The following is a 17,065-nucleotide window of genomic DNA, read 5'->3' on the forward strand; positions in this document are numbered from 1 at the left end:
AAAAACAGCAAAGAAGGAAGGTTTCATACGGAACCTTCCTTCTTTGGCTATCCATCATTTAGCAATCGGAATAAGCTCTGTTAAATGATTGATTTCATATGTAGGCTCCATTCCTGTCAAGTTTCCCTTATGGTCGGGATTAAACCAGCATGTATCAATTCCATAGTTTATACCGCCCTGCATATCAGAGGTTAAGGAATCTCCGACCATTAATGCGTTTGCTTTATCGGTGAGTCCAAGCTTGGAAAAAGCATAATCAAATATGCGATAATCCGGTTTTTGAAAACCTGTTTCCTCTGAAATAATTACCGCTTCAAACGTGTTATGAAGCGGTGAATTTCCAATCTTAGGTAATTGCACATGCTTAAACCCGTTCGTGATAATCGCGGAACGCTGTTCAGGAAGCGAATCAAATAAGATGTCAGCACCATCCACCAGGTATATTTCTTTGCTTAAATTTTCAAGGTAAGCATGGTTAAATGCTGTTCCATCCAAAGAAAGACCATGCTTTTCAAATAATCTTCTAAAGCGTTCTGTCCCTAATTTTGTTATCGACAGCTTTCCTTGCTCCAATTCGCCCCAGAGCACATTGCTGATTTCCCGGTAGCTGCTCCGATAGTCTATAAGTCCATTCGGCAATCCAAAGGCTTCAAATGTTTTTTGTAAAGCCCCTTTCTCTGATTTGCCAAAGTCAAATAATGTATCATCCAAATCAAAAAATATTACATCGTATTTCATTGCTTTGTTCCTCTCCCTTTTAAGCATCTTACTTGTTCATTATAGCAATTATGGAGAAAAGTTACAGAGTTTGGCGAGAACAGGAGCGGAAATTAAAAATAAACAAAAACAGCCGAGCCGGTGGTTATCCCTAAAAGTTAGAGTTGTGTTATGCAGCTGATTGGCTGGATTGAGTTCGGTATTCGACTGGACTCAGCCCAGCCAATTTCTCTTTTGCTCGTTCATGATTATATCAGTAGATATATTCTTCAATCTGTTTTTTAATTCTTCATAACTTACCAATTCTTCTCCATGGTACATTTCTTGCTTTAAAATACCGAAGAAATTCTCCATCGAAGCGTTATCTGCACAGGTTGCTTTGCGTGACATGCTTTGGAATACTTTATTTTCTTTTAAAGTCTTCACCCATTGGTTGTGTTGATAATGCCAGCCTTGATCGGAATGAAGCGTGGTACGGTAGGTTGCCCGATTCTTTAGGATCTCCATCGTTTCTTTTAAAGGTTCCATGACAAGATCTAACGTTGGTCACTTCTTGATTTCATACGCAATAATTTCTCCGTTGTAAAGGTCAAGAATCGGATTTAAATATAATTTCTCTTCTCCAAGACATTTGAATTCTGTAATATCTGTTACTAGTTTTTGAAGAGGAATAGGTGTGTCAAAACAGCGGGATATTCGATTTTTCGTCACTTTACCAATCTTTCCCTTATAGGAATTATATTTGCGGGATTTCCGCATAAATTTCACACATTTTAAACCTAATTCTCGCATAATGCGATACACTTTTTTATGATTAATTTCATGCCCTAATTTCTTTAATTCTTTCGTGATACGTTTATAACCATAGCGTTCATGAAACTTTTTAAACAGGAATGTAATGCGTTCTTTTATTGCTGTATCCGTGTCTTCTCTGCCAAAATGCTTTACGTGATAATGGTAGGTTGCTTCAGGAATACCTACAACACAAAGTATATCTTTTAATCGGAATCCTTCTTCTTTGAGTTCGAATGCCACCTTTGCTTGTGCTTTTCGTAGAAGGCATTCGGATCCTCCCGAAAAGCTCTCAACTTTTTTAGGTATGCATTTTCTAGTCGCAATAATTCATTCTCACGTTCTAATTCTTCTTCGCGTGTTAACTTCTTTTCTTCCTTTTTCTTCTGTTTATTCGGTTTTTTAGACATAGAAGGTCGCCCCTTTGGTCTTGGTTTCAGGCCTTCTATTCCTTGTTCACGCAATGATTTCATCCAGCGTACAATTAAGGAATGGTTGTTCAAATGAAATCGAACAGCAGTTTCTTGATAAGAAGCACCTGTTTCTAACATAAATTGTACCGCATCTAATTTAAATTGAACAGAATACTCCTCCTTCGTCTTTCTTCGTTTCAATCCACCCATTCCCTGTGATTTATAGGAGCTTACCCAATTTTTTATTGGACTAGGGCTAGACATATTATATTTTTTTGCCAACGATATATATCCAAGGTTCCCATACAAATACTCAGTGACCAATTTTATTTTAAATTCTTCATTATATTTGGCCATAAAAACACCCCCAAAAATTAGATTTTTCTACTCTAACTTTCGGGGGTCGGTACCGCCTCTTACATGTTAAAAGGAAGCACGGCCGTTTTTAAAAAATTTTTCACTGAGTTTATCGCAGTAATGGGCTCTGTTTGGATTGCCCCTGCAGAACACAGGTCCTCAAGACGTCTGAGACAACGTTTTTCGATAGGACGATTCCTCGCTCCATCGAAAATGTTTATGCGTCAAAAAATGCCCGCTAAAGGAAATTTCCCTTCATTTAAAAGGCTGTAATGCCAAAAAATGGCCGGTCTATACATATTCGTGATATTCGTTGGGATCCTGTCCTTCTACACGGCCGTCTTCCCCTTTATCCAACGAATCAATTGTTTTCATATCCTCAGGAGATAATTCAAAGTTGGTGCTATTGATATTATCTTTTTGATGCATTGGATTGCTTGATTTTGGAATAGTAAATACGCCAGCCTGATAGTTCCAATTCACAATAATTTGTGCCGGAGTTTTATCGTATCTATCCGCAATTTCTTTTATTGTGGCATTTTCCAGCACGTCATTCAGATAACCCCGGCCAAAAGGACTCCAGGCTTCCGTAAGAATGCCCCGTTTTTCATTTTCTTCAACCTTGCGGTTATTATGAAAATACGGATGACGTTCTACCTGATTTGTAGCAGGCGTCACACCTGTTTCTTCGATAATGTTATCTAAATGTTCGGGTTCAAAGTTAGAAACACCGATGGTTCTGATTAATCCTTGTTTCTGAGCATCGACTAAAGCCTTCCAAGCGTCTACATATTTGCCGTCTTTAGGGTTCGGCCAATGAATTAAATACTTGTCAAAATATTCTAGACCCATGCGGCGCAGAGATTCCTGAATAAAGATAAATGCCTTATCGTATTCATGGTGCGAGCCGGGCAATTTCGCACTGATTAAAATTTCTTCTCTTGGGAGTGCAGATCGACGCACGGCTTCCCCGACAATACCTTCATTGTTATAGTTTGTAGAAGTATCGATTAAACGGTATCCCAGGTTCAAGGCGTTTAAAATTTCAAATGTACCCTGATCCCCGTCAATACCAATCGTGCCTAGTCCTACGAAGGGAAGTACGGAACCATCATTTAGAATAAAACCGTTATGACTAACAGTCACAATCTCATCTCCTTTACAAACTTTGTAATGTAAGCTGAGAATGATAGATGTCTGCCATTATGAAAACAACAAGCTGCCTTCAGCAACAGAGCTTCCGGTCAATCATCAAACTCAGGTCACATTACCCGTATTTCATGTTTACATCTCTTGCTAGGATGTCCATAATTACTATACCCAATTTAAAAAAATCCTACACTAATTCGGTACAGATTGTTGGAATGAGGAGATCTTCGTAATCAATCATTATTGTCACTTAGCAAAAATAACAGCCTTCAGTTTTTCCGGATCATCTGACTTAATGGCGATCTTGGAATATTCCTTTTGAATCCCCATAAATAAAGTTGCTTTAACTGGATTTTTCATTTTTAAAATCATATCTGGATAAACCTGCTCAAAATCCTTTGCGATAAAATCAATGGTATCCTTTTCTAATTTACTTTTCAAAACAACAGAATCCTCTACTATGCTCTCAATATCCTGAAAATTAATTTTGACCCGTTTTAATATTCCGAATGATACATAGAGAGCCTTTTCATCTGTATATATTGGATTCAGGCGGATGGATTGAATACTCGCTATCAAAAAAATCACCGAATAGATATTAAGAATCAATAAAATTATAGAAATAACAATAGACTTTTCGTGAAGCCACCAATGAATAGCGAGCGTTTCCACAATAATTGCATGAATCATCATAATCTGAAAGGCGATAAAGTTTGATTTTTTATGGAGTGTTATCCCGTTTGGCGGTGTCTTTTTCCAAGTGAAAAGCGCATAGTAAAAAACCAAAAACTCCGAGCAAATCACATGGATAATCGGGTTATTCTTTACATAATGGTCCACTGCTTTTGGGAATGAAAAAATAACTGGCAATGCGCTTGTTTTCACTTTTTGTATGATGTTAGGAAGGTATCGGAAAAAAGCGATAACAAATAAAAGCTCAAAAAGCACCAATGCTGCTTCTGCACCTATCCCGACCCAAGTAATTGTTGCATAAGGGCCTAACAAGTGAGAGGGAATAAGAAGTCTTGCTATTATACAGCCTGCTGCTGCGAATAAAACAGCTGTCTTGATAGAGAATTTCTTTCTATACAGCATGAAAAATAGTGGCCCGATAATAACTAAATCAATTAACGAACCTAAAACAACCGGATTAGTCTCCGGCGGTAAAACCTCAGCTCCGACCGCTGTTTGATACAGCATATAATTACTGACCAAAATGAGACTGAGTATCAGCAGCCACAGATACTTACCTTTTTGAATCACATTCATCAACTACACCTCTTCTACAATGGTATTTAAATGGCTAAGTATTCGATCTAAATGTTGCAAATCCTCTAAAGGAAGCTGCCCATAAACATGATAATTGATGTCATCGTTAAGCTCTTGCAGTTTATCAAAATACAATTCTGCCTTCGGTGCCAAATTTAAAATGATTTCACGACGGTTCTCTTTATTAATATGACGCGTGATATATTCCTTCGCTTCCAATTTATTCAGCAGCTGGCTAACGGCGCTCATAGAAGTGTTTAAATGCTGGGATAAATCTTTGGTGGAAGCAATTCCGTTTTGAATCAATTCTAATAGTAACACTTGTTTTGCGGTAAGCTGGTTATCGAGTTCATGCTCATATCTGCTGGCGAGTTGGATATTCAGCTGATTTTGTGAAGCATTGATTTTTTGAATAAGCTTTATTTTTGAGTCCACTATAAAACACCTCGCTTTATAATTAAGTTATCTTAACTATAAAGCAATTTAAATAAAAAGTATTTTTAATTTAAGGGCTCATGTGTAATGAAAATAATTTTGAAATTTCATGTAATATATTCTATACTTTGTTAAGTGACTAAATGTGTAGAATACTAATTAGATTAATATATATGTTAGAAATGCTTCACAAAGATATTGGAGGAATAGAAATGATTTTTGGTGTGTTAAAGGATAATAAAATAGGAGAATACCGTGTGGTGTTAACTCCTGTTGAGGCGGCTGCCATTAAAGAAGATGGACATACCGTTTTAGTTCAAAAGGATGCTGGTTTTTCAGCCGGCTTTACGAATGAACAGTATGAGCAAGAAGGTGCGGAGATGGTAGATACAATAGAAGAAATGTACAAGCGCTGTGATTTTCTTGCCAAAGTAAAAGAAATAGAAGAAAGTGAGTATGGATTATTAAGAGAAAACCAGATTGTTTATACATGTATTCATCCGGCGGCGCATCCGGAGCAAGTACAGGCTATTCTCGACAGCAAGAGTGTTGCGTTTACTGCAGAGGATTCCCATCGTTTTGGCTCCGTCAATTGTGAAGCAGCTGGAAAGCAGGGTGCGTTGATGGGGTTAAATGCGATGCTGACAATCAATGGCGGAAAAGGAAAATTTGTCAGCGGTCTAGCTGGCGCTCCCGGCATGAAGGTACTTATCCTGGGAGGCGGACTAGTTGGAAGGTCTTCCCTGCAGGTTCTGCAATCTTTAGGCGCCTGGTGTACAGTGATGGATGTAAATTACGGGGTACTTAGAGATATCGGCAGGACATATAACGAAAAGGTAAATACGCAACTATCCACAAAGCAGAATATTAAAAAACTGCTCCCAGAAATTGATATGGTGATTAACTGTGTGAAGTGGCCGAAAGAAAATAAAGATTATTTAATTGACCGGGAGATGCTTCACTTAATGGAAAAGGGTTCTGTTATTGTAGATATTAGTAATGATGAAGATGGTGCCATTGAATCCTTCCGCGAAACAACACATGAAGATCCGATGTATGTTGAAAATGGTGTGGTGCATTATTGTGTAAGTAATATTCCGGGAGCGATTGCGAATTCTACCTCAGTAGCTTATGCAGCTTCCGTGCTTCCGCATATTCGTTCTATTTTAAACCATGGCGTGAAGGAGGCCTGCATTCGTGACGGCTTTTTGAGAAGAAGCTTAACAGCCTATAAAGGCTACTTAACACATGAAGAAACAAGTGCTATTCAAAATCGGCCATGGGCACGTCCGGAAGATGTACTCCAGCTGCAGGAGGAAGAAATAGACTTTGCGCCGCCGGCAACGCGGACAAGATCAACTAACTTTTTAAAGATTTAATACAACCAAGAAAAGGGGAGACTAGATGACGATAAACACATTATTAGTAGATTTTGCGTGTGCAAGTATTCTTATTTTATTAGGAATGTTTCTGCGCGCAAAATTGAAATTTATTCAACGAAGTTTTATTCCTGCAAGTTTGCTGGCGGGATTTCTGGGTCTGGCATTGGGACCCAGTTTTTTAAATATTTTGCCGCTTTCCGAACATATTGGTTCTTATGCGGGCGTTATTACGATATTAGTATTTGCGGCAGTAGGGATTAATGGTTTTTCCTTTTCACCGGGCAATATGAAAAAGGATCTTAACCGGATGGGCGCCTATGCGATTTATAAGATTTTGGGGATTGCTCTGCAAATCGTTATCCCAATTGTTTTTGCCATTATCGTTATTTCAAAATTTATTCCAGAGATCAATTACGGGTTTGGATTACTATTAGCAGCCGGGTTCTATGGAGGTCATGGAACAGCTGCAGCAATCGGAACAACCTTTGAGAACCTAGGCTGGGAAAATGCAACGGATTTAGGCATGACAGCGGCCACCGGCGGGATGCTTATTGGTATTTTGGGCGGGCTCATTTTTATCAAATGGGCAACACGAAAAGGCTATACGCAATATGTAAAGGATTTCTCTGAAATTTCGGAGGATTTAAAAACAGGATTAGTAAAGCCTGAAAACCGCACCTCGATGGGGAAGGATACCGTATCGCCTATCGCACTTGACCCATTGGCTTTTCATGTCGCGTTATTGGTGGTTCCTGCCGGATTAGGATATTTATTAAATAACTATATTGCAGAGACCTGGAATTTAGAATTTCCGACATTTACGATTGCATTTATTATTGCGTTATTGATGTACCTTGTTTTGGGAAGAGGTAAAAAAGGGATTTATAAATATGTAGACAGTAAAATAGTAGATAGAATCGGAAGCTCTGCAACAGATTATCTTGTATTTTTTGGCGTGGCATCGATTCAGCTTCCGGTTGTGAGAGAGTACTGGCTGCCGTTGACGTTACTAATGCTTTCAGGACTGGTTGTCGTTGTATTGACCCTCGTCGTAATCGGGCCTGGTATGAACTACGAAAGCTGGTTTGAACGATCTATCTTTGTATATGGCTATTCCACCGGTGTTTTTGCTATTGGGCTAACACTGCTACGAGTTATTGATCCAAACAATAAGTCAAAAACATTAACTGATACTGCGATCGTTGGACCGTTAAATACGCCGTTGGAGCTATTTGCCTGGTCGGCGGGTCCGATTATGCTGATGACCGGACAGCATTGGACGTTTGTTGGTATTTATGTAGCTATTTCGATAGCATGTTTTGTTATTGCGAGGATATTTAAATGGTGGTATTGGAAGATTCCGTTGGGAGAAAGGCCGGCTGTTCCTTTGGATAGGGAGGAATGATGTGTTCTGAAATAGAGTAATAAGAGAAGAAGACTGGCTTCGTGAAAGATTCCGGTCTTCTTCTTTAATTGCTTATACCTATTTTATTTCGTGTTAAAAAATAAAATTTAAAAGCAATTCTGCTAAATAAACATTTATCATAATGGTGCTCTCAACTTTTCTTATGAGACAGCACGCTGCTAATTGAAATAATGTAATTTCTAACCTAGTTTCCTAGGGATAAAATGGGAAGAAAATAGGGAGCAATAACATGGAAACAATGATGCCGACTAAAATCATTGGAGAGCCAGCCTTAACGTAATCCATGAATTTATAGCCGCCTACACTGTAAACCATTGTATTTGCAGGCATGCCAATTGGCGTAGCAAATGCTAAAGAGCCTCCGATTACTGTTGCCATCAGTACAGCTCTTGGATCTGCTCCAATAGAAGTTGCAATGGATAAACTTATCGGTACTAATAGAGCAGTGGTTGCTGTGTTGGACATGAAATTTGTCATCACAGCAGAGAGTGCTAAAATCACAAATAATAATAAATAAGGTGATGGTGTATCTCCCAAAAAGTCTACAATAGAATGTGCAATTAATGCTCCCGCTCCGGTAACATCAATAGCTTTTGCCATTGCTAAAGAACCGACAAATAAAAGGATGGTATTCATATCAATCGATTTCATTGCGTCTTTTTCTGAGATAACTCTTGTTGCTACTAAAATTAATGCCCCAGTCCAAGCGGAAACATGCAGCGGTACACCTATGACATCTTCGAGAATCATCGCCGCTACAGTTAATATTAGAACAATAAGAGATAAATATTGTTTCCATTTGGGAACATTTGAATAATCTATTTGTTGATTGAAAATGGAGTCTTCATTCAATGCTTGTTCTTTATTATTTGGTAAAAATCGGTATCCGAAAAAACAAAAATATAAGATACCAATAATTAATATAGGTAATCCAACTTTTGCATACTCAAAAAAACCAAAAGATAAACCTATATCTTGTAAAGCTGATTGGGCAATCATATTCCCTGGGGCGCCAATCAGACTCAAATTTCCTCCCATCGCCGCTGCGAAAATTAGAGGGAGAAGTAATCTGGATCTGGAAAACCCGGATTTAGCTGCTATGCCAATGATAACAGGTATGAATACAGCTGCTGTGCCTGTGTTTGATAATAGACCTGACATAAGGCCAGTAATTACCATGATAACGGCAATTAACATCCGCTCCGTTTTTGCAAATTTGGTTATGATACTCCCAAAGTTTTGTGCCATACCTGTCTCAAAAAATGCTCCACCAACAATAAACATGGCGATAAATAATAAGACATTCGTATTGACGAACCCATCGAAAGCTTCGCCGGGTTCTAATACTCCTGTTAAAATTAATCCCACAGCAACTATCATTGCTGTAATAGATAAAGGGATTTTTTCCCAAGCGAACATTATGATAGCAAATATTAAAAATAGTAACGTAATTATTTCAGGACTCATTTTATTCCCCCTAAAGTTATAACGTTTAAAAGCTAAAACACAAAGACTGCTAAACTACTTTTTTGGCCATGATAGAAAAGTGGCTATTTGCTGTGATATATAGCTTATATTATTCTGAACTTGTGACCTCTCCATTGCTTGTTCTAGTGTTTGAACGCCGGGAATAACGGATAAGCAAACGTTGATACCGCTTTCGTAAAAACGTGTTAATAAAGAACTGTCGATACTGCCGGCGATAGCAATTACGGGTTTATTTAAGCTGCGTGCGTAATTTGCAATACTAATAGGAGCTTTACCTGACAATGTTTGAGAATCTAATTTTCCTTCCCCTGTAATAACAACATCCACTTGATGAATGACTTCTTTTACTTGAAGCGTTTCCATAAACCAGTCAGCACCATCAAATATTTGAGCATCAAGTGCTAAGCATGCAGCACCTAAACCACCTGCTGCACCTGCCCCTGGAGTATCTTGATACTTTTCTAAAATAGGGGTAATGGTACATAAGCGCTGTATTTGTTCCTCGATTTCAACAGCGTCTTCTGGTGTGATTCCTTTTTGCGGGCCGAAAATAAATGTAGCGCCATTCTGACCAAAAAGCGGATTTTGCACATCTGTTATAACAGATAATGTAATATTTTTAATCGCTGTAAAGCATGTTGAAAAATCTATATGTGTAATGTCTTTTAAAGCAGCAGCTCCCAAAGGAACAGGTTGATCAGATTCGTCTGTAATTGTTACGCCAAGGGCTTGAAGCATCCCTATTCCCAAATCATTTGTAGCACTTCCGCCAAGCGTAATGACCACATTATCTGCCCCATGGTTTATTGCATGCATAATCGCTTCGCCTACACCATATGTAGTCGTATGCAACGGATTCCTTTTATTTTCAGGAATCATTGGCAAGCCACAAATTTGAGCAATTTCAATTACCGCCGTGCCATTATTCATCAGAGCATAATAGCTTTGTATTTTTTCTCCCAGACTGCCAATAACCATACAATCTATTTTTTTCGCAACACCCGAATCAATCAATGCATCAATTGTTCCTTCACCACCATCAGCTAAAGGTTTTTGAATAACTTCTAAATTTTTAATCTCTAATTCTTTAGCTATAATGCCATTAATTTCTGAAGAACTGATACTTCCTTTAAATGAGTCTACAGCAGCTAATATCTTCATTTGTCTCCTCCTTATGAAAAAGTAAGGTACTCAGATAAGCCTATCTCAGTACCTTTTATCATTGCACTTTAAAAGAGCATAAAGAACTTTCAGGAATAAAGTATAAGCGCGCGGTTTTGGTAGGGCTGGTAATCGCGGTACCAGTCCCAACTAAGGAAATCCGCGCCTTTCAGGTTTGCCTTGCCAAGTTTTCTTTAAATATTAGAAAAATGTGAAAATAAAGGGTGCGTTAAAGTGTTAGATTTTTGATAATTGCATTTGTAATTTCTTCTGTATTACTAGTTCCCCCAATATCACGAGTGATAATACCTTGTGCAGTTGTTCGGCGGATAGCCTCATGTACTTTATTGGCTTCTTCCTGCAGTCCGAGGTCTTCTAGCATTAATGCAGCACTGGCAATCGTGCCAATTGGATTTGCGACTCCTTTACCAGCAATGTCTGGAGCAGATCCATGGACAGATTCGAACATACTAGGAAACCGCTTGTCGATTTGTAAATTAGCGCTAGAAGCAATACCAAGGCTGCCAGCAAGGGCGCTTCCTAAATCAGATAAAATATCAGCAAATAAGTTAGATGCAACCACTACCTCTAAATCATCTGGATTAAGTACAAATTGGGCAGCCATAGCATCTACTAACCATTGGTCTGTTTCTACGTCTGGATATTCTTTGCTGACACGTTCAAATACTTCATCCCATAAAACCATTCCGTATTGTTGTGCATTACTTTTTGTAACACTAGTTACCTTCTTTCTTTTTCGAGTACGTGCAAGGTCAAACGCAAAACGGATAATACGTTCACAGCCATGTTCTGTAAAAATAGAAGATTGAATGGCTACTTCTCTTTCATCTGGACGAGCGCTAAAGTTTCTTCCGCCAATTCCAGAGTATTCTCCTTCTGAATTTTCACGTACCAATATCCAATTTAAGCTTTCTGGATCTGGATGAGCGATACGATGATTGATACCAGGAAGAAACTCCACAGGTCTGATATTTGCCCACTGATCTAGCCCTTGGCAAATTGCTATACGAAGTCCCCATAAGCTGACATGGTCGGGTACGCGAGGATCACCCACAGCTCCGAAATAAATGGCATCATAATCTTTCAAAGTTTCTACACCATTTTTGGGAATCATACTTCCGTGCTCTAAGTAATAATCACTTCCCCAATTGAAGTAATCGCTTTCAAATTTAAATTTACCGTCTGATTGTTCCTCCAAGTAAGTTAATACTTTCATACCGGCTGCAATTACTTCTTTTCCGATACCGTCTCCTGGAATTACTGCAAGTTTAAACGCTTTTGTCATAACGCTTCCTCCCTTTATTAAGTTATTTATATCTTAAACAACGTATACGTTAAAGTCAATATTTATTTTATTTATTTATTTTTTGTTCATTCAACCCTTTTAATGTATTCATTAAAAAACTAGCAGATAAGATTTTAAGATCTTGTCTGCTAGTTTTCCTTGCGTAGAACATTTAAAATTTCGGTATGAGATCTGTTTCGATGCTCTTGCATAACATACTTTGCAGCTTGCTCATTTTTAGCAATCATACAGGCGATGATAGCTTTGTGTTCTTGAATGGATTGTTTTGGTAAGGGCCTTTCGTGAATCGTAAAGAGTCTTGCTCGATGACACTGATCATCAAATGTTTCATAAGTATTTGATAAACGATGATTATCAGCTAAATCTAAAATTTGGCGGTGGAATAAATCATCCAGCTTGGACCATCGTTCTAAATCTTCATTTCCTAATGCCTCTAGTTGTTCATCAATCATGTTTTGCAGTTGTTGAATATCTTTATCTGAGGCGTTCTGAGTAGCTGCTTCTGCGGCAATTCCATCAAGTGCCACGATAACACTATAAATTTCTTTTAAATCTTCTGGACGTATCGGTTCTACAACAAACCCTTTACGAGGAACTAAACGAATTAAACCTTCCGTTTCCAGGCGTACAAATGCTTCTCTTACGGGTGTTCTGCTCATTTCTAGAAATGCTGTTATTTCACGTTCTAAAAACATACTTCCTGGCGATAAAATTAGTTCGCGAACGGCAGATTTAAGTATCAAATAAGCTTGTTGAGGTAACTTATAATCTTCAATGTGATCAATGTTTTCTTTTATTTTATGTAATGGAAAATCCATAAAAAACCGCTCCTTCTTAAATATCTGATAAAATAAATGGCAGTTGCATTTGTGAAGCATAGATGTTTTTCGTGATCTATTCATATTATACTAAAGATGTTGAAATAAACAGAAGTAAGAGTATATTCTCGGAATTTCCTTTAATGTTTTATTGATTTCTCATAAGCTTAATTATGTGGAGAAATAACTAACAGATTAAGTCTGGTGCTCATATTAAAAAGAAAACTGGCACCTTCGCCAAATAAAATGTGAAAGTGTCAGCTATTTCTTTTTTAAATAAATTATTTCTTCTTTCGCAAATTCCTTTTCTCTTCCCGGCTAAGTCCGACAGTTAACTGTTCAAATAAAGTATCCCATTGATTCTGAAATGATTTATAAATAAGCGGATATTTTTTCTTCAACTGCAGAATTCCTGCCGCATAGCTTTGGTTGTCATTTTCCAGTTGCTGTTTCTGGTAGACAGGTAATTCATTCATTACCGCAATCATTTTTGCAGCAGATACTTTGCCGGTGTAGAACCATTCATATGCTTTGTAGTAAAGCAGCGCATGAGCATGCATATCACGAGACAATCTGCTGATTTCTTTTTGCAAACGTGCCTGCTTTTTGGTTTCATTATGTGCTTTTTTTATGTCACTATTATTCCGGGTAATAGCATCTGCTAAACCGATGTAAATCTCAGCCTCTTGAAATAGTGCTGCTTTATGAAAATACATATATTGTTCCATCAGTTCATTCTGCAGCTCTTTTACATCATCCGTTTCCGAAACATGCTTTAGATGCTTTTTAAATTTGGAGATGATTTTAGATAGCATAGACCAATTTTCTGTCGTAATGATAATATTAATCCAGGATAGATAGAATGCGGTAGTTGTTTTGGTATCTTCATCTTCTGCTGGTTGAGATTGTTCCATGACTTGCATGGATTTATCAAACTGATTTATCTGAGTGTGAAGATGTGCAAGCGCTGGGGCAAACATGGATGTTTGCTCTGGGAACCTCTCCAATAAATCCTCGTAGGTTTCGATAGCCTTGTCAGGATAGCCATTATCTTGGTAGATATCAGCCTTTAACGTATAGATGACCTGCAACTCTTCGTTGCTTGTCGTCAGTGGGATGATTTCTGAAAATATCTTTTCCATCTCATCAACATCGTCATTAAAACTAGCTAGTTTTAATAGCTTAAATTTAATTTCGCCGCTATCTGGTACGAGCTGATTTAATTTTTTATAGATTTCAAAGGCTTTTTGGTTATCTCCACTGTCCATGGCTTTTTTTGCATCAGCAATTAATTGTTCTGCTTCATCAAGCGGTTTGACTTCTTCTGCTTTTGTATTTTCTTCGGGTGTATGCTGTTGGTCAGCCTTCCCGGTTGAAGCAGCGTCTGTTTTTTTCTTGCCGTGTTTACGATTATTATCGTAAGCTGCTCTTTTCTCAGGATCTCTTAAAACCTCAAAAGCTTCCTGTACTTTGGCATAGCCTTCTGGGTCTGTTTCCTGCGGATGTTTTTCCAAAGCCTGCAGATATTTTTCTTCGATTCTTGCTTGACCAATATTAGCAGTGGTGCCAAGAATCTTATAATAGCTTTCATTCTTTATTTTACTCATAGTGATAACTCCTCATTATTTACGGTCGAAAAAGGATAAAGTTTCTGGCTCTATCCTTGTCGTTATATAGACTAATAAAATCCTTCTATTCATGATAGAAGGAGCTTGTTGTTTTATTTAAATAGGCGGAACATAATAATAATGCCAGCCTGAATCTTGTTATATTCCGTTTTTTATTGTAGCTTTTCTTTTCGAATCTCGCAAGGAAAGGGCGAAATTAAGAGGCAGGAATAAATAGAAATACAAAAGCTGGAAAGTTTCTTTAATCTCATGAAGATGCCCTTGACTGCAGGATGCCGGGTTTCTGCAAGGTTTGAGTACCTTATTTAAAAATGGTATATTTAAGTAAGCATTTAAATAAAACAAAAAGCGGAAAGTGGCTGAACAAGTCACTTTTTAATAGTTAAAGAAAGTAAGGAAGTACATATGCACACAGCTGGTGTAACATCGTTAAAAACAAACGGGACATTCTTCCCCCCATTAATTCAGAAAAATAATTATAAAACCGAAGAAATACAGGTGATGCAGAACACTGTTTCAAAGCTATTGGACACTTCTACCACATCAAAAAAGCCGGGCATGCTTTTAGGACATATCCAATCAGGGAAAACACGCTCCTTTCTCGGATCGATGGGGCTAGGCTTTGATAATGGCTTTGAAGTGGTGATTATTCTGACCAAAAATTCGAATGCCCTTGTCAAACAAACCTTTGAAAGGGTGGAGAGTGAATTTACGGGGTGTATTGAAGAAGATGAATTAGCTATTTACGATATTATGAAAATACCCGTAAAGCTGCGTAAATTTGAATTGAAGAAAAAGCTTGTGATTGTTCTGAAAAAAGAAAAGAAAAATATACAGCGTTTAGAAAGACTGCTATTTGACATGTACCCGGTTTTGACTGCTAGGAAAATGTTATTTATTGATGATGAAGCAGATTTTGCTTCTGTCGCGTATGACAATGTCAAAGATAAAAATATAATTGATCTCAAAGTGATTGCCGGACAAATTGATCAGATTCGCGCTCGATTAGAGAATGCTGCTTATCTGCAGGTAACGGCGACTCCATATTCCTTATATCTTCAGCCCGATGATATGAATATTCATGAGCATAAAGCCTTTCAGCCGAAGCGGCCGGCGTTTACCGAATTAGTGCCGGTGCATGATAAATATGTCGGCGGGGAAATGTACTTTGAAAAATCTAAGGAAGAGGCGCACATGGCGAGTTACCTCTACCATGAAATTCAAGAGGAAGAGCTTGAAATCTTAAGGAAAAGTGATAAGCGGAAGGTAAAGGTGAACCATCTGCTTCATAGCGAACGGTATGAAGGGATTCGCAGCGCGCTGATTCATTTTATTGTCGGCAGTAAAATCCGCAATATACAACAGCAAAAAGAAGGAGAGCGCCTTGAAAAGTATGCTTTTATCATGCACACGATCACGACAAAAGCAGCGCATCAGTGGCAAGAAGAAGTCATGCTTCATATGGAAGAACAGCTCCGCGATGCAATGGAGAAAGAAGACCCTATCTTTGATCAGTTAATTCGTACAGCTTATCAGGATTTTGCGCGCTCACAAAGGAAGGATATGTATTTTCCTGCTTTTGATGAAGTGCTTTCCGATGTGCGTGATGCTTTGATAGAGGAAGAGCTGTTAATTGAAATTGTAAACTCAGAGCAGGATGTCGATCATTTATTAGATAAATCAGGAGAGCTAAAATTACGGACGCCGCTTAACTTCTTTATCGGCGGGCAAATCCTTGACCGGGGGATTACAATAAAAAATTTAATTGGCTTCTACTATGGAAGAAATCCGCAGAAATTCCAGCAGGACACGGTCTTACAGCATTCGCGAATGTATGGAGCACGTCCGCTTGCTGACATGGCAGTTACCCGCTTTTATACGACCAGACGAATTTATGATGTTATGGAGCAGATGTATGAATTTGATACAGAGCTGCGCCGGGCTTTTGAATCTGGAGCAAACAGCGGGGAAGTTACTTTTATTCAAAAGGATAGCGATAATACGATATTGCCATGCAATCCAAATAAAATTCTATTATCAAGCGTACAGATGTTAAAGCCGGGAAAACGGATGCTGCCATCTGGTTTTCAAACGATTGCGAAAAGCTACCTGGAGAGGGAAATGAAAAAGATAGATAAGCATGTGGCGACAATGAAGCAGACAGCAAAAGCAATACATCCCAAAGATGACCGCTGCTTTTTGGTTGAAAAGGAAAAAGTCCAAGAGCTATTAGAAATGATTTATCAAACCTACGTATTCAAAGAGGGCTATGAGTGGGATTTAGAAACGTATGGTGCTGTGATGAATTATTTATCCGAGGACACGGACACGAATCGAAAAGGGCATGTCTGGGTCGTTTTGCGTCAGAACCGTAATATGGCGCGTATTCGAAAAAGCACTGGCAGGTTTGAAGATGCACCGGATACCAAACAGGATGAACTGAAAATAGCACGAAACTTAGCGCGAATTATTCCATCACTGATCTTGATAAGACAAAATGGTGCAGAGGAGCAGGGGTGGCGCGGTGGAGCTTTTTATTGGCCGGTGCTGGTTACACCGGAGGAGACGAAAACAACGGTGTTTGCCGGGAGAGGGGTTAAGGAGAGGTAAAAAGAAGGGAAAAAATAGCAAGGTGAGTATATTTTATGTTTAGTAGATTGGGTATAAAATATCCTGTGCTGTTCAAAATATAAAACAGCACAG

At 38.4% G+C, this 17,065-nt stretch carries 15 protein-coding genes and 1 pseudogene; 3 read left to right on the plus strand and 13 right to left on the minus strand.

What is annotated here, in order from left to right:
- Positions 1–54: 54 nt before the first annotated feature.
- The 8 genes and pseudogenes from ACZSMY_RS12995 to ACZSMY_RS13030 all read right to left on the minus strand — a co-directional run bounded on the left by ACZSMY_RS12995 (position 55) and on the right by ACZSMY_RS13030 (position 5,132).
- A complete protein-coding gene (locus ACZSMY_RS12995; protein ID WP_042531264.1) occupies positions 55–738 on the minus strand; it encodes a YjjG family noncanonical pyrimidine nucleotidase in 684 nt (227 codons plus the stop codon).
- Positions 739–886: 148 nt separating this feature from the next.
- A pseudogene (locus ACZSMY_RS13000) lies at positions 887–946 on the minus strand (hypothetical protein); the annotation flags it as partial.
- Complete coding sequence (locus ACZSMY_RS13005; protein WP_465147860.1) at positions 931–1,245, minus strand: IS3 family transposase; 315 nt, start codon at positions 1,243–1,245, stop codon at positions 931–933. The pseudogene ACZSMY_RS13000 and the gene ACZSMY_RS13005, both read right to left, overlap by 16 nt.
- An 18-nt stretch (positions 1,246–1,263) precedes the next feature.
- Positions 1,264–1,752 (minus strand): IS3 family transposase, encoded by a 489-nt coding sequence (locus ACZSMY_RS13010; RefSeq protein WP_465147861.1) that lies wholly within the window; start codon positions 1,750–1,752, stop codon positions 1,264–1,266.
- Entirely contained in the window at positions 1,716–2,123 is a 408-nt protein-coding gene (locus ACZSMY_RS13015; RefSeq protein WP_465147862.1) for a helix-turn-helix domain-containing protein, read from the minus strand. Before ACZSMY_RS13015 ends, ACZSMY_RS13010 begins: the two co-directional genes overlap by 37 nt.
- A gap of 447 nt (positions 2,124–2,570) precedes the next feature.
- On the minus strand, positions 2,571–3,425 hold the full coding sequence (locus ACZSMY_RS13020; RefSeq protein ID WP_465147863.1) for an aldo/keto reductase: 855 nt from the start codon (positions 3,423–3,425) through the stop codon (positions 2,571–2,573).
- Positions 3,426–3,674: 249 nt separating this feature from the next.
- Entirely contained in the window at positions 3,675–4,697 is a 1,023-nt protein-coding gene (locus tag ACZSMY_RS13025) for a beta-carotene 15,15'-monooxygenase (protein WP_465147864.1), read from the minus strand.
- 3 nt (positions 4,698–4,700) lie between these two features.
- Positions 4,701–5,132, minus strand: coding sequence for a MarR family winged helix-turn-helix transcriptional regulator (locus ACZSMY_RS13030; RefSeq protein WP_244882355.1), 432 nt, complete (start codon positions 5,130–5,132; stop codon positions 4,701–4,703).
- A 212-nt stretch (positions 5,133–5,344) separates the two neighbouring features.
- Here ACZSMY_RS13030 and ACZSMY_RS13035 point away from each other — a divergent pair, with 212 nt between their 5' ends.
- Together ACZSMY_RS13035 and ACZSMY_RS13040 are read left to right on the plus strand one after the other, a co-directional pair.
- Complete coding sequence (locus ACZSMY_RS13035; protein WP_193062583.1) at positions 5,345–6,511, plus strand: alanine dehydrogenase; 1,167 nt, start codon at positions 5,345–5,347, stop codon at positions 6,509–6,511.
- A 25-nt stretch (positions 6,512–6,536) separates the two neighbouring features.
- Positions 6,537–7,919 carry a sodium/glutamate symporter gene (locus tag ACZSMY_RS13040; RefSeq protein ID WP_042531272.1) on the plus strand — a complete coding sequence of 461 codons (1,383 nt, stop codon included), beginning with the start codon at positions 6,537–6,539 and terminating at the stop codon, positions 7,917–7,919.
- A 213-nt stretch (positions 7,920–8,132) separates the two neighbouring features.
- Here the strand turns inward: ACZSMY_RS13040 and ACZSMY_RS13045 are convergent, their stop codons facing one another.
- The 5 genes from ACZSMY_RS13045 to ACZSMY_RS13065 all read right to left on the minus strand — a co-directional run bounded on the left by ACZSMY_RS13045 (position 8,133) and on the right by ACZSMY_RS13065 (position 14,341).
- Positions 8,133–9,407, minus strand: coding sequence for an SLC13 family permease (locus ACZSMY_RS13045; RefSeq protein ID WP_193062585.1), 1,275 nt, complete (start codon positions 9,405–9,407; stop codon positions 8,133–8,135).
- A 54-nt stretch (positions 9,408–9,461) separates the two neighbouring features.
- The gene (locus tag ACZSMY_RS13050) at positions 9,462–10,589 is read right to left on the minus strand and encodes a glycerate kinase (protein ID WP_368901306.1); all 1,128 of its coding nucleotides are present in this window, start codon (positions 10,587–10,589) and stop codon (positions 9,462–9,464) included.
- A 229-nt stretch (positions 10,590–10,818) separates the two neighbouring features.
- Positions 10,819–11,895: a tartrate dehydrogenase gene (locus tag ACZSMY_RS13055; protein ID WP_193062588.1), complete on the minus strand. Its 1,077-nt coding sequence runs from the start codon at positions 11,893–11,895 to the stop codon at positions 10,819–10,821.
- Between the two features lie 149 nt (positions 11,896–12,044).
- A complete protein-coding gene (locus ACZSMY_RS13060) occupies positions 12,045–12,734 on the minus strand; it encodes a GntR family transcriptional regulator (protein WP_256705571.1) in 690 nt (229 codons plus the stop codon).
- A 281-nt stretch (positions 12,735–13,015) separates the two neighbouring features.
- On the minus strand, positions 13,016–14,341 hold the full coding sequence (locus ACZSMY_RS13065) for a tetratricopeptide repeat protein (protein ID WP_455725349.1): 1,326 nt from the start codon (positions 14,339–14,341) through the stop codon (positions 13,016–13,018).
- A 426-nt stretch (positions 14,342–14,767) separates the two neighbouring features.
- On the opposite strand from ACZSMY_RS13065, the gene ACZSMY_RS13070 reads away from it, so the two are divergent.
- Complete coding sequence (locus ACZSMY_RS13070) at positions 14,768–16,972, plus strand: Z1 domain-containing protein (RefSeq protein WP_465147865.1); 2,205 nt, start codon at positions 14,768–14,770, stop codon at positions 16,970–16,972.
- Positions 16,973–17,065 lie beyond the last annotated feature (93 nt).

Source organism: Oceanobacillus sp. B139/18 (genome assembly GCF_055524595.1).